The organism is Gibbsiella dentisursi, from assembly GCF_039539505.1.
Lineage (GTDB): Bacteria > Pseudomonadota > Gammaproteobacteria > Enterobacterales > Enterobacteriaceae > Gibbsiella > Gibbsiella quercinecans.
Window position 1 is genome coordinate 735,212 of record NZ_BAABDG010000002.1, and the last position, 12,921, is coordinate 748,132.

Consider the following 12,921-nt stretch of genomic DNA (forward strand, 5'->3'; position numbering starts at 1 on the left):
GCGTTACGAGGGGATTGGGTGATATTCCCGCTATGTTTAATGGCGTTTTTGCGGATTTGTGGCCAAACACCTATTGGGTGTAGACATCATCAATAAACTCACATTTTCTTTCACTAAGCGCCCGATCAATCCATGAGTTATCCCGGCGCCCTTCCTTGATTAAGCGAACCAGTTCCTCTTCCTTTTTATTTTTTATCAGCGTCTTTTCATAGATATCTTGCGCAACGCCGGGGCGGATCACGACGATGCCGTCATCATCGCCCACCAGAATATCGCCGGGGTGAATCGTCACACCGCCAACGCTAATCGGGGTGTTGATTTCACCTGGGCCGTCCTTGTAGGGCCCAGCCGGCGTGACCCCGGAGGCATAAACAGGGATCTGGAGGGTGGATAATACCGCTACGTCGCGCACTGCGCCGTCAATAATGATACCGGCCAGGTTTCTTTGCTCCGCCGTACGCACCATCAGTTCCCCCATAATGGCATTGGTTAGGCTAGCGTGGGCATCGACGATAAGAACATCCCCTGGCTGCGCCATTTGCAGTGCCTTATGCACCATCAGGTTGTCGCCGGTGCGGGTTTTAACAGTAAAGGCCACCCCCAAGAGATTGCTTGCGCCGATTTTACGCAACCGCGCGTCCAGAACATTTGAGCGGTTCATCATGTCCGCGATATTAGCCACCGGCAATTCTTTGAACTTGCTGACCAGGTTTGCATCGGGGCGATTAATTTTTGAAAAAACTCTAAATCCAATATTACTCATTTTAAGTTTCCTCCGGTTAAATCATCATCAGCATGTTGTTAGAAGAGCCCCAGCCAACGCCAATATGTCACTGCCATCAGGCTATAAACCAGCACCGCAACCGTACAGATAGGCACGCCGACTTTAGGGAAATCACTCATTCGCAATTCATCTGTGCCGTAAACCAATAAACTGGAAATGGTGTTATAGAACAGGAACAGGGGGAATCCCCCAATGATCATACCAGCCGGCATCGCTAATATCGTGGGGTTGATATTGGCGGCTTCTGCAATACTTATTACGATAGGGATTAACATCGTGGTCATTTTTGTCGTTCCCATAAAGGGAATATGCATGTATTGCACGATAAAAATCACGATCAGCAACAGGACCATAATCGATATGCCACCATCAAATTTCAGCAGGCTAAATAGGCTGGTTGCTACCCATTTGGCTGCTCCGGTGACGATCAACAGGTCTGCGATAATAAACCCACCGCCCATGATTAACATGAACTGAAAAGCAGCCGTTTTTGATGCATCCCCCCAGTTAATCACACCAAACAGAAACATCAGGCAAACGCCGATGATGGCTGCGATGGTAGTATCTATTTTGGTAATACTACCGGTCATCCAGAGTAAAACCACAAATAAGAAGATCAGGCAGCTTTTCCACTCATCTGCCGACATTTTCCCCATTGTTTGCAGTTTCTCTGCGATAATTTCTTTTCCGCCGGGTATTTCATTCGCTTCTGCTTTGAAGACGGTCTTGATGAGCCACCATGCGAAAATCGTCATGATTAACGCCGGTGGGAATCCATACATAAACCACTCTGCATAAGATATTGAGTGCCCGGTCGCTTTAAATATAAAGTCTACGGTAACCGGGTTGGGGATCGTCGCGGTGAGTATGCCGGCGCTGATGATCGAATTGGTGAAGGCCAGCGTTAATAGCAACCCCACCGCAAACTTGCTTCGGCTTCCCTTCGGCTGGTTACTGTTCTTCCTGAAAAGCTCGATGATTGCCAGGCAAATCGGCAGCAGCGCTGCGGTTCGGGCTGCGGTTGAAGGAATAATGAATGCCAGCACAATGTTCGCAACGGTGATCCCAAACGTGATACGAACGGCGGTGCAGCCCACTTTAGAAAGCAGCCAGTATATTAACCTGTCGGCAAAACCACTTTTTGACATCGCTGGCGCCATTAATAACGCAGCAACGATCAGGAAGATAGACGATGTCGAGAAGTTATTTAGCGTTCTGCCGACAGTCAACAGGCCCATTGAAACGACAACCGGCACCATAATCAGGCTGACAATCGCCAGCGGTACCGGCTCTGTGGCCCATAGGAAGATTATCCCAACGAATAATGCTAATGCTTTTTGCCCTTCCGGTGTTAAGCCCTCTGGTGTTGGCAGCAAACAGATCAGTAGAATAAGAAATGCTGCGCCACCAAACCCAATCAGCCGCTGGGCCTGGGTTTTTGGTTTTTTCTCAGCCATTTTTTCCTCCATTTAGCATGGATTTTTACAATAAAAGTATGCAACCTTTTTATTGGCAGTTTATTGTTTGTGCTTTACTTATCGTTATTTGGCGCGTTTGTTTTCATTTTTATCCTCGGGTTTTTCAGCTTTCGTTATTTATCGTAGGGTATATTCAAATAGGTTCATTTACTGCTTTGTTGCTATTTTGTTGCGTAAAAATATAATAGGGCATGGTATTAAATACCGGATAATACCTGGCCGATAACTATTATTTAATATCCGCTCCATTATCAAAGGCGGCAATATGTTCATCTTGAATATAAGTTCAAAAAAAATGAACTTACTATTCATATACCCAAGGTAAGGGTAAAAAGCGGATGAAAATCATAGAAATAAAAAACATTTTATAAACTATATGCTTTTTTTACTGACTTATAGGTTTTTGAATTGTGATGCTGTGGTTATTTTTCTATGCATGGGGTGGGGCGCAGGGGCCGTTGGGTGGTGGTGCATTCTTTCATGGCGATGGCGAACGATACGGTGGCGCCATGTGGGTGATGGCAGGTATCACGTTCCCGTAACGATGAATCATCTGGCGGTGGAGGGGGCCCGGTTTATCTCCGGTGGCGATGGGCAATATTATCGATGTGCTATGCCATGAAAAGATTGTTTCTGATACGGTGTGGCTTACAGGATCTGAAATTGGCGTTCCGTATGCCATTGGTACCCATTTTTGCCCCACATCTCCGGTTATACATATGAATATTACCGATATCGATCTTCGGCTGCTGCGCGTTTTCCTCGCGGTAGTAGACTCCAGAGGGTTCAGCAACGCGCAGGCTATTCTTGGGCGAGACGCCTCAACCATCAGCAGGCAGATCACTCAGCTTGAGTGCCGGCTGGGGTTCAAATTATGTGAACGCGGGCGTTCGGGTTTTGCGCTAACGGACGAAGGAGCGGTCATCTATCGTCGGGCAGTAGAGCTGTTCGCTGTAACCCGGCGCTTTGAGCATGATGCCATAGCAATGCAACGTCAGCTAAGTGGCCCCATTCGCATTGCCATGATCGATAATCTGATCACGGATGACAATTGCCCTTTGACCGCCACAATACAGCGTTTTGTTCAGCGGGAGCACAATCAGGCCGAGTTTTTCATCGATATCGCCGCGCCAGCCCGCATTGAGCAGGCCGTTCTGGATAACCGTTCTGATATTGGCATCGGTATTTTCAGCCACAATCTGCAAGAGCTTGAATACCTACCTTTGTATCTGGAACAGGATTTGTTGTACGCGGCAGTTACCCATCCACTGGCCGCGCTTCGTGGCGCGCAACTGCAGGAAGCATTGTCCAGCGCGAAGAAAGTGGTTCGCGAGTTTTTAGACAGTGCGGATCTACTGCCATTGGGAGCGGAGCGGGTACCGCCTAATGCCTGGGTCAGTAATATTGAAGCCGCTGCCATGCTCATCCTTGCCGGTAACCACATTGGTTTTTTACCCGCTCATTTTGCCAAACGCTGGGTCGAAAAGGGGGAGTTGGTGATACTCGATCCTGCGCAGTACCGGCGTTCATCTCCGATACAGGCCATAACACGCAAAAGTAAGCATGCTCCACGCCCGGTGTTGAAAGCGTTTATTGACGATCTGCTACTGGTGAGCCAAACCTGCGGGTAATCGCATGTATACATGTATTCCGCAGCATTGGATGCCCCGCGCTGAACTGACAAACTCAAGACTTGTCTCCCGTATTCAACGAGGTTGCATCATGAAACGCCTATTTTCCGCCAACGGGCTGTTCGCCGTATTTCTATTCTGTTTTTCCCTGCATGCTATCGTGGACAAACCGCCACAGGTGCGAATTGCTTGGTCGGTCTATGTTGGCTCCATGCCGCTGGGTTATGCGCAGGAATCGGGCATTCTGAAACGCTGGGGCGAGAAGTTCGGGGTGGATTTATCTGCGGTACAGGTTAATGACTACATAGAAGGCATTAACCAATATACCGCGGGGGAATTTGAGGGAACGATAGCCATGCTGCTTGATGCGCTCACGATTCCTGCCGCTTCCGGCGTGGATACCAGTGTGCCGCTATTGCTCAGCAATTCCCTGGGGAATGATGGGATCATACTGAAGGACGGCAAGGATCTCTCCGCCATTAAAGGGCAGCCCGTCAACCTGGTGCAATTTTCCGGATCGCATTATCTGCTGGCTCGCGGGTTGGAAAAAGCGGGCCTGTCGGAACGTGATGTTACCGTGGTCAATACGTCCGATGCGGATATGATTGCGCTCTTCCCGAACAACACGGTGAAAGCGATGGTTACCTGGCAGCCCCAGCTGGCTTCGATTCTTTCGGCGAACACGAACGCCCATCTTGTATTCAGTTCTGCAGACATTCCCGGTGAGATCAATGACGGACTACTTATCCGTACCGATTTGCTTAAAAAACACCCTGGCATTGGCAAGGCTATCGCCGGTGCCTGGTATGAAGTCATGGATATTCTGGCTGCTTCGGGCCCCGAACATGAGCAGGCTATCGCCTGGATGGCCGAGGCTTCGGGGACGGACGCGGCCGGCTTCAGGCAACAGTTGAAAACGACGCATTTCTACGCACCAGCTGAAGGTGCTGCATTTGTTGGCAGTGCCGATTTTCAGCAAGGCCTGGCGCATATTCAACAGTTCAGTTTTGAGCAAGGTTTGTTGGGGGAGGGGATCCGCCAACCGGGCGACATCGGTATTGCTTTCCCGGGAAAAGTTGCAGGGAATGCAAATCATATCAAGTTACGCTTTCCAGCTGAGTTTATGGGGAGATAGCTCTATGAGTATCTATACCCCGCTTGCTTCCCGGCCCTATTGCTGGCCATTGTCCGAGCGTTGGTCGCCACGGGACACTGCGTTGCTTATCATTGATATGCAAGATGATTTCCTTCATCCCCATGGTTATTTTGCTTCCATGGGATATTCAGTGGCTGCGGGGCGTGCTGCAATCACGCCGATCGCCAACGTGTTGCGGGCACTACGCGCTGCGGGCATCACCATCATCTTCACCCGTGAAGGGCACCGCCCTGATTTAAGCGATCTCAACCCAAACAAGCGGCTGCGGGGCCTTCTCAATGGCACGCCTGTGGGGGCTGAAGGCCCATTGGGCCGCTTCCTTATTCGGGGAGAGCGAGGCTGGAATATCGTGCCGGAGTTGGCGCCCGCGCCCGATGACATTCTGATCGATAAACCTGGGAACAGCGCTTTTCATGCCACTGATCTCGATCAAATCCTGCACGCCAAAGGCATTCGGCAATTGATCTTAACCGGGGTGACGACAGATGTCTGTGTCCATTCAACGATGCGTGAGGCTAACGATCGCGGTTACGATTGCCTGCTGCTCACCGATTGTTGTGCGGCAGGTGAAAAAGGCCTGCATCAGGCAACCATTGACATTACCTTGCGGGAAGGGGGGATATTTGGCGCCGTGGCGCAATCTGCGGATTTGCTGGTTGCCATCGGGAAATGAAATGTCGTGCTCGGTAAGTCTGTCTGCGCCGCAGGGCTAACGCCCAGCGGCTTTTTTTGTTTATATGAATACATGACGCTATTCCCTCGCATCGTCTCGCCGTAAATCCATTTATTTAATATTAAAATCAATGCATTAATTCCCTGTTGCCAGGTGTTGGACCTTGACAAATGTCATAGGTCAGTCTTGCCCATCGCTTATATATTATACGCCTCAAAAGGAAATAATAATCATTACAACCATAAGGAGAAGGACATGCGTCATTTACAGGCACGCTCCGTGAGTTGCTTTTTCGCTTTTTCTGCCCTGGGGATTTGCCCACTTTCATTGGCGGCGGCGTTAAATTCGCCGCCGGATACACTGATAGTGAGCGCAGCACCCACCAGCCGGTTGGCACCTGATGAACAACGGGAAAAAGAGAAGCTCGACAATGTCGCGGGGGGAACCAATTTAGCGATCGTCAAAAAAGAGACTCGCCAGGCGACCTTGCATGATGCCCTCGATTATCAGCCCGGTATTCTGATCCAAAATTTCTTTGGCGGCATCGATCAGCCGCGCCTTAACATCCGTGGTTCTGGTGTGCAGAGTGCGCCGTTAGCGCGCGGCGTATTGTTGATGCAAGACGGCTTACCCGTTGCCGATGCCGATGGGAGTTTCCATATCAGTACGCTGGAAATGCGCGATGCCCGCATGATCAGCGTGCGGCGCGGTGCTAACAGCCTGAATCCGCAGAGTAATAGTCTTGGCGGTGAGTTAGATCTTCTCTCCTACACCGGGCGTGATGAGAACGGGCGTTTGCGTTATGAATATGGCTCTTATGGCCGTGAAGCGGGGCAGGTTGCCCTTGGCGGCGTAACGGAAGATGGCCGTTTCGACGGGCGCATTAATCTGACTTATGATCATTTCGATGGTTACCGCAAGCACTCAACTTCCCAACGGAAAACCATGCGTGGCAATATCGGCTATGTAACGGATAACTTTGAGAACCGTACCTGGCTGGGCTGGACGGATCTGCGTTTTGATGTTGCAGGCTCGCTGTCGGAAGAGGCATTGAACCGTAACCCAACGGATGTTTATCCCCTGGTGTTGCAGCGGGATCCACACCGTAATGTGGCGCAACTGCGTATTGCTAACCGTTCTGACTGGCTGATGGGTAACCAGCAGTTGGGGCTGGGCGTTTGGCATATCCGCACTCACGACAATTTCACCACGCCCTCTTACTATCGCTTTAGCCAAAGCCACAGTGAAGGTGCACAGTTTACCTATAATGTTGAAACAGATGCCGTTAGCTACCGTGCGGCACTGGCCCTGGACCAGATGGGGCTGGACACAGAACTGATGCAAAACCGGCGTGGTACGCTAATGGATAAAACCCTCATTGGCCATTTTGACGGGCGAGCGGAAAATATCTACGCCAGCCTTGGCGCCGGTCTACATATCACACCCGATCTCACGTTAAATTTGGATGCCAAAGCGACCTATGCCCGGCGCGACGTGGACAAACGCCATAGTGATGTTTCATTGGACCAGGACTGGCGCTTCTGGACGCCGAAAGCCGGCATTATCTGGCGCCCAGCCTATAATCAGCGTTATTTTGCTAATATCAGCGCCAGCCAGGAACCGGCCACTTTTTGGGAAATCATCAACTCCAGCGATGGTAAATTGACCAGGCTTTCTCCGCAAAAAGCGATCACTTTTGAAGTGGGGGGCGACGGTGAGTTTTCCGAGCAGGTTAAATGGGATATCGCACTATATCGCAGCCTGATTAAAGATGAATACATCACGACCTATGATTCCGAAGGGACAGTGGTCGGCGTTTTCAACTATGCGGCAAAAACCCGCCATCAGGGGCTGGAGCTGGGCCTTCGGGGAGCGTTTCCCAGTGGCCGCGGCGATGTCGAGTATCGCGTGTCCTGGACTTACAGCGACTTCCGTTTTACCGGCGGGGAATATAACGGCAACTATATTGCCGGCATCCCGCGCAATATGATCGCGGCAGAAGTGCTCTATCACATCGGCCATTGGCGTTTTGGCCCCAATCTGCATTGGTCGCCAACCGATATGGCGGTGGATCACGAAAACAATCTTGATATTCAGAAACGTAAGCGTTATGCCGTGCTCGGTTTCAGCAGCAGTTATCAGCCAACGGATAACTGGTCGCTTTATCTCACCCTCGATAACCTGACGCGCGAACGCTATGCCACCACCTCTGTAGCGAGCCGCCGTGTGGCCGCCAATGATAATACGCTGTTCCCTGGCATGGGCTTTAGCGTTAATGGGGGAATTAACTACCATTTCTAGCCAACTGTGTGCGCCGCGCGGTTGGGCGTTAAAACGGCCGCTGCGCTGGGATCGCCAGCCGGTTGAGATAGGCGTCATCCTTAATATGCACAACGTCTTTATGCACATCGATAAACCCCTTGCGCCGCCAGCCGGAGAACAACCTGCTTAGCGTTTCATAGCGCATCCCCAGTTTAGCCGCCAGTTGCCCGCGGGATAGGGGCAACGCCACCACATCACCGTGCTGGCGTGTGCGGAGATCCAATAAATAAGCCGCCAGCCGTTGTTCTGCGGAACTGGAAGTTAGCCAATCGATGTAGTTAATGTGCTCATACAGCTTCAGGCTGAAGCGGGAAAGTAGCCTTTCCATCACAATGGGATAGCGGTGGCAGAGTTGCAGTATATCCCGTTTGTCCAGCAACAGGGCATCGCCGGCGGTTTTTGCCCGCAAGCTCATCGGATAACGGTTGTGCGGCATAAAAACGGCGGCAATCGCGACAAGCTCACCTGGGCTAAAAATCCCAAAGACTTTTTCCTCCCCAAGAAAGCCGTGGCGCAAGACCTCAATCTGGCCGGAAATTAATAGCGGGCAATATTTAAAGGCATCCCCATCATGGTTCAGCATATCGCCGCTGTTGAACTGCATATAAGCGCTGTTTGCCAGCCCCAGCGCCAGGCCAAAATCCGGGATCGCGCTGAATAACGGGCATGATTTAAGGCAATGCAGCTGCGTTTCTCTGGGCAATGTGTGTTTGACAAATGTCATAGGCCATCCTTGTTAGCGCGCCCTAGAATGAAGCGATCATAAGTGATAATAACACGCGTTATCAATTCAATTCTTCTAACCTTATTGCTAATAACCCTATGATAAATAGCCTATTAATACGTATCGTTCTTGTGGTTATCACCGGTATGGCCGCCAGCGCGATGGCACAGGGCACGCTCGAATTTACCGACATGGCAAACCGGAACATTCGTCTGTCTGCGCCGGCCACGCGCATCGTCGTGATCCCGATACCTGCCGCTTCCATGTTGGTTGGGTTGGACGAAAGCAGTGAGAAACTGGTGGGCATGCACCCGTTTGCCGGCGTCGCAGCGCGTGAAGGGATGTTAGGGCTCATGTTCCCCGCGGTACTGAACGTTCGTTCCGATATGGTCGGTAATAATTTTACGCCGAATATTGAGGCGCTGCTCAATGTGCAGCCTGATTTAGTGTGGCAGTGGGGGCATCGTGGTGACGATATCCTTTCGCCGATGCGCGATGCAGGCCTGACTGTCGCCACCCTCAATTATGGCAAAGAGAGTGATACCCAACGGTGGATCGCCCTGATGGGAACCACGTTGGGCAAGCCCGAAAAGGCTGCGGGCATGCTGCACTGGCGCCAGGACGTTATTAATGCGCTGGCGGCAACCACCGCGGCGCTCCCAGAGGCAGAGCAGCCCCGGGTGCTGTATTTATCCCATTTTAATCAAAGTATTCAAACCTTTGGTTCAACCTCCCACAATAACGCCGATTTCGCGCTCGCCGGCGGCGTAAGCTTAAACCGCGATCTTACCGGCCCGCGAACCCTGAATATTGAACAAATTTTGCTGTGGGATCCTGACATTATTCTGCTGGGCAATTTTGAACAGGGATTAAAACCCGATGATGTATATCTGAACCCCGTGCTCAGCGGGGTCGCGGCAGTTAAAAACCGGCGGGTGTATAAACTGCCGATCGGCGGGTTTATCTGGGATGCGCCCAATCAGGAAACACCGCTGTATTGGCAGTGGTTGTCGATGATTTTTCACCCACAAACCGCTCACTGGCCGCTGCGCGCGGAGATCCGCCGCCGTTATCAGCAGCTTTATGGCTATAGCGTCACTGAACAACAAATTGATGGCATCCTGCAATTGGAGTTAAACCGCGGCAGCCAGGATTACTTACGACTGATGGGGCAACCGCATGCATAGCGCAAAAGGGCTCTGGTTCGTCCTCTCCGTATGCCTGTTGCTCACCTTGCTTGGTGCGCTCGGTGCCGGCCGTTATACGGTGCCTTTTCCCGCGGTGTTGCAGATAATTACCGATGCCATAATGGGCCACGCGGATAACACGGCATACAGCCGCACAGCGCAGAATGTGGTGCTCTATGTGCGCCTTCCCCGGGTGCTGATGGCGGGGCTGGCGGGCGCGGGGCTGGCTGTCGCCGGTGCCGCACTGCAAGGTATTTTCCGCAATCCGCTGGTGGGGCCGCAGATTATCGGCGTTTCTTCCGGCGCGGCGTTGGGCGGCGCACTGGCCATTTTGCTGTTTTCATCGCTGTTTATCACCATCGGTTTGGCGTTTATCGGCGGGTTGCTGGCGATTGTGCTGGTGTTTCTGCTGGGGTTAAACCGCCATGGCAGTAGCCTGTTGATGCTGATTTTGGCCGGCGTGATTATTAACGCCTTTTTTGCTGCCCTGATCTCGTTGATCACCTATTTCGCCGATCCGAATAATACCTTGCAATCCATCGTGTTCTGGCTGATGGGCAGCCTTGCCAGCGCCTCTTACTTGAAACTGTGGGTGTTGTTACCGGCCGTAGTGCTGGCGACGGGGATCATTTTCGCGCTGCGCTTTCGTATTAATGTGCTGTCTTTGGGCGAAGAGAACGCGCAGGCTCTCGGCATGTCGGTGGCGATAACCCGTTGGGGAGTGTTGCTGTGTATTACGCTGATCACCAGCGCCACCGTTGCCGTTTCTGGCACTATCGGCTGGGTTGGGCTGATTATCCCTCATATCGCCCGTCTTGTAGCCGGGCACGATCATCAACGCTTATTACCTATTAGTGCGGCTATTGGCGCGATTTATCTGATCGCTGTGGATACGCTCGCCCGGAGTATGAGCGCCGCAGAAATCCCGCTAAGTGTGATCACCGCGATGATTGGCGCACCCATCTTCGCTGTACTTATCCATACACTGAATAAAAAGGTGACCGATCTATGATCCAGGTTGAGAAACTCAGCTACCGCCTTGGCCATCGTCAGCTGTTTAGCGATCTGAGCTTTCACCTGCCTGCTGGCCGCATCTGCGCCATTTTAGGGCCGAATGGGCGCGGGAAAACCACGCTGTTGCGGCTGTTATTAGGGATACAAAAAGGGGCAACGGGCGATATTCGACTCAATGCGCCGGTGGCCTATGTGCCGCAGCTAGATGGTTCGTTTTTTAGCTATTCCGTGCGCACGATGGTCACGCTTGGCCGTGTGCGCCATCTGCCGTGGTATGCCTCGCCGTCGGTGCATGATCACCGCATTGTGATGCGCTGCCTCGAATATCTGGGGCTGAGCCGTTTTGCCGATCACCCCTTTAACCGGCTCAGCGGCGGCGAAAAACAGATGGTGATGATTGCCCGTGCGCTGGCCGCAGAACCGGAAATCCTGATTTTAGATGAACCGACCTCCGCACTTGATTTAACCAATCAGGACTGCGTGTTAAGCGCACTGCGTGAGTTGGCGGCGGATCATCAGATGACGTTGCTATTTAGCAGCCACTATCCCCAACACGCGCTGCATATCGCCGATCGCGCCCTGTTGCTGTTTGCTGATGGCGGCTATCAGTTCGGCCGCTGTGGTGAGGTGCTGACAGAGGCCGGTTTGGCACAACTGTATCAAATCCCGGTGGCGCTCACGTCTGTTACCCGCGGTAATCGACACACCCGCGGTGTGACGCCATTGTTTGGTTGAATACCCTGTCCATAAATGACGAAAAGGAACCACACTCATGAGCCAAAAACCCCTTTCTCCCGCAGAAGCCCTGACCATTAGCACCCTTGTCAATTACACCGAGCAAGGCATCGCCAGCCGCGTATTGGCGAAAAATGGTGGTGGCAATATTACCTTGTTTGCTTTTGATCAAGGCCAGGCGCTTTCTGAACACAGCGCGCCTTTCGATGCCATCGTGATGGTGGTGGAAGGCCGGTTGCTGCTCACCATTGAGGGCCGGCCGGTAACGGCGGCGCCGGGTGAAATTGTGCGTATGCCCGCGAATATCCCCCATGCCGTCGATGCGCCAGAGCGGGCAAAAATGCTGCTGATCATGTTACGTGAACCCAATGGGAAATAAGGAGCGCACCATGGATAACGCCACCACGCACCATGAGGCTGGTCATAAATTCCTGGCGCGGCTGGGTAAAAAACGGCTGCGCCCCGGCGGGCGGGAAGCAACGGAATGGCTGTTGGCGCATTCTGGATTACATGCAGACGCAAAGGTACTGGAAATCGCCTGCAATATGGGCACCACGGCCATTGATATCGCCCATCGTTTTCAGTGCCATGTCGTCGGCATTGATATGGATAAACAGGCGCTTGCCCGTGCGGAGAAAAATATCGCAGCACGGGGCCTTTCCCACCTGGTTTCCACCCAGATGGCGGATGCGTCACAACTGCCTTTTGACGATGACAGCTTTGATGTGGTGATTAATGAAGCGATGCTGACTATGTATGCGGATAAAGCCAAAGCCCGGTTGCTGCAGGAATATCTGCGGGTGCTGAAGCCCGGTGGCCGCTTGCTAACCCACGATATTTCGCTGAAAACGGCACGGGATAGCGCCGATTTGCTGGCGCAGATGCATCAGGCAATCCACGTAAAAGCACAGCCAATGCTAAAGGAAGCGTGGGTTGAATTGTTTCAAACGGCGGGTTTTCGCCAGGTGAGCACCACGTCCGGCCCGATGAGCCTGCTGTCACCGCGAGGTTTGATTCGCGATGAAGGGCTGGGCGGCGCGTTGACCATCATCCGCAATGCATTGAAAAAAGAGAACCGTCAGCCGTTTTTGCACATGTTTCACCACTTTCGCCGCAACCGCCATAAGCTGAATTATATTGCGGTGGTCAGCGTAAAATAGTTTGGCGAAGTAAACGCCGGGCCTGTGCCATATGCTTCGGTGCCCCTCACACCGGCC

General features: G+C 52.2%; 12 protein-coding genes. 9 read left to right on the forward strand and 3 right to left on the reverse strand.

What is annotated here, in order from left to right; translation table 11 throughout:
- Nucleotides 1-70 precede the first annotated feature (70 nt).
- Both ABFX35_RS03780 and ABFX35_RS03785 read right to left on the reverse strand, forming a co-directional pair.
- Complete coding sequence (locus ABFX35_RS03780; RefSeq protein WP_346079256.1) at nucleotides 71-763, reverse strand: RraA family protein; 693 nt, start codon at nucleotides 761-763, stop codon at nucleotides 71-73.
- A 38-nt stretch (nucleotides 764-801) separates the two neighbouring features.
- Entirely contained in the window at nucleotides 802-2,241 is a 1,440-nt protein-coding gene (locus ABFX35_RS03785) for an SLC13 family permease (RefSeq protein WP_346079258.1), read from the reverse strand.
- Between the two features lie 611 nt (nucleotides 2,242-2,852).
- On the opposite strand from ABFX35_RS03785, the gene ABFX35_RS03790 reads away from it, so the two are divergent.
- The 4 genes from ABFX35_RS03790 (at nucleotide 2,853) to ABFX35_RS03805 (ending at nucleotide 8,023) form a co-directional block, all read left to right on the forward strand.
- Nucleotides 2,853-3,893, forward strand: a complete 1,041-nt coding sequence (locus tag ABFX35_RS03790; RefSeq protein ID WP_346079260.1) for a LysR family transcriptional regulator — start codon at nucleotides 2,853-2,855, stop codon at nucleotides 3,891-3,893.
- 91 nt (nucleotides 3,894-3,984) lie between these two features.
- The gene (locus ABFX35_RS03795) at nucleotides 3,985-5,028 is read left to right on the forward strand and encodes a putative urea ABC transporter substrate-binding protein (protein ID WP_346079262.1); all 1,044 of its coding nucleotides are present in this window, start codon (nucleotides 3,985-3,987) and stop codon (nucleotides 5,026-5,028) included.
- 4 nt (nucleotides 5,029-5,032) lie between these two features.
- On the forward strand, nucleotides 5,033-5,722 hold the full coding sequence (locus tag ABFX35_RS03800; protein WP_346079264.1) for a cysteine hydrolase family protein: 690 nt from the start codon (nucleotides 5,033-5,035) through the stop codon (nucleotides 5,720-5,722).
- Nucleotides 5,723-5,977: 255 nt separating this feature from the next.
- Nucleotides 5,978-8,023: a TonB-dependent receptor family protein gene (locus ABFX35_RS03805; RefSeq protein WP_346079266.1), complete on the forward strand. Its 2,046-nt coding sequence runs from the start codon at nucleotides 5,978-5,980 to the stop codon at nucleotides 8,021-8,023.
- A gap of 28 nt (nucleotides 8,024-8,051) precedes the next feature.
- Here the strand turns inward: ABFX35_RS03805 and ABFX35_RS03810 are convergent, their stop codons facing one another.
- Nucleotides 8,052-8,768: a Crp/Fnr family transcriptional regulator gene (locus tag ABFX35_RS03810; protein ID WP_346079268.1), complete on the reverse strand. Its 717-nt coding sequence runs from the start codon at nucleotides 8,766-8,768 to the stop codon at nucleotides 8,052-8,054.
- A 98-nt stretch (nucleotides 8,769-8,866) separates the two neighbouring features.
- On the opposite strand from ABFX35_RS03810, the gene ABFX35_RS03815 reads away from it, so the two are divergent.
- Genes ABFX35_RS03815 through ABFX35_RS03835 form a run of 5 tightly spaced genes read left to right on the forward strand, consistent with a single transcriptional unit; the run spans nucleotide 8,867 to nucleotide 12,864 of the window.
- Nucleotides 8,867-9,955 (forward strand): ABC transporter substrate-binding protein, encoded by a 1,089-nt coding sequence (locus ABFX35_RS03815; RefSeq protein ID WP_346079270.1) that lies wholly within the window; start codon nucleotides 8,867-8,869, stop codon nucleotides 9,953-9,955.
- Nucleotides 9,948-10,967, forward strand: coding sequence for a FecCD family ABC transporter permease (locus tag ABFX35_RS03820; protein WP_346079272.1), 1,020 nt, complete (start codon nucleotides 9,948-9,950; stop codon nucleotides 10,965-10,967). The genes ABFX35_RS03815 and ABFX35_RS03820 overlap by 8 nt, the downstream gene beginning before the upstream one ends.
- A complete protein-coding gene (locus tag ABFX35_RS03825) occupies nucleotides 10,964-11,704 on the forward strand; it encodes an ABC transporter ATP-binding protein (RefSeq protein ID WP_346079274.1) in 741 nt (246 codons plus the stop codon). The genes ABFX35_RS03820 and ABFX35_RS03825 overlap by 4 nt, the downstream gene beginning before the upstream one ends.
- Nucleotides 11,705-11,741: 37 nt before the next feature.
- On the forward strand, nucleotides 11,742-12,083 hold the full coding sequence (locus tag ABFX35_RS03830; RefSeq protein WP_346079276.1) for a cupin domain-containing protein: 342 nt from the start codon (nucleotides 11,742-11,744) through the stop codon (nucleotides 12,081-12,083).
- A gap of 10 nt (nucleotides 12,084-12,093) precedes the next feature.
- Entirely contained in the window at nucleotides 12,094-12,864 is a 771-nt protein-coding gene (locus tag ABFX35_RS03835; protein WP_346079278.1) for a class I SAM-dependent methyltransferase, read from the forward strand.
- The last annotated feature ends 57 nt before the right edge of the window (nucleotides 12,865-12,921 follow it).

Coding starts and splice junctions, on each gene's coding strand:
- ABFX35_RS03780 (WP_346079256.1), bottom strand. CDS start 763: ATGAGTAATATTGGATTTAGAGTTTTTTCAAAAATTAATCGCCCCGAT.
- ABFX35_RS03785 (WP_346079258.1), bottom strand. CDS start 2,241: ATGGCTGAGAAAAAACCAAAAACCCAGGCCCAGCGGCTGATTGGGTTT.
- ABFX35_RS03790 (WP_346079260.1), top strand. CDS start 2,853: ATGGGCAATATTATCGATGTGCTATGCCATGAAAAGATTGTTTCTGAT.
- ABFX35_RS03795 (WP_346079262.1), top strand. CDS start 3,985: ATGAAACGCCTATTTTCCGCCAACGGGCTGTTCGCCGTATTTCTATTC.
- ABFX35_RS03800 (WP_346079264.1), top strand. CDS start 5,033: ATGAGTATCTATACCCCGCTTGCTTCCCGGCCCTATTGCTGGCCATTG.
- ABFX35_RS03805 (WP_346079266.1), top strand. CDS start 5,978: ATGCGTCATTTACAGGCACGCTCCGTGAGTTGCTTTTTCGCTTTTTCT.
- ABFX35_RS03810 (WP_346079268.1), bottom strand. CDS start 8,768: ATGACATTTGTCAAACACACATTGCCCAGAGAAACGCAGCTGCATTGC.
- ABFX35_RS03815 (WP_346079270.1), top strand. CDS start 8,867: ATGATAAATAGCCTATTAATACGTATCGTTCTTGTGGTTATCACCGGT.
- ABFX35_RS03820 (WP_346079272.1), top strand. CDS start 9,948: ATGCATAGCGCAAAAGGGCTCTGGTTCGTCCTCTCCGTATGCCTGTTG.
- ABFX35_RS03825 (WP_346079274.1), top strand. CDS start 10,964: ATGATCCAGGTTGAGAAACTCAGCTACCGCCTTGGCCATCGTCAGCTG.
- ABFX35_RS03830 (WP_346079276.1), top strand. CDS start 11,742: ATGAGCCAAAAACCCCTTTCTCCCGCAGAAGCCCTGACCATTAGCACC.
- ABFX35_RS03835 (WP_346079278.1), top strand. CDS start 12,094: ATGGATAACGCCACCACGCACCATGAGGCTGGTCATAAATTCCTGGCG.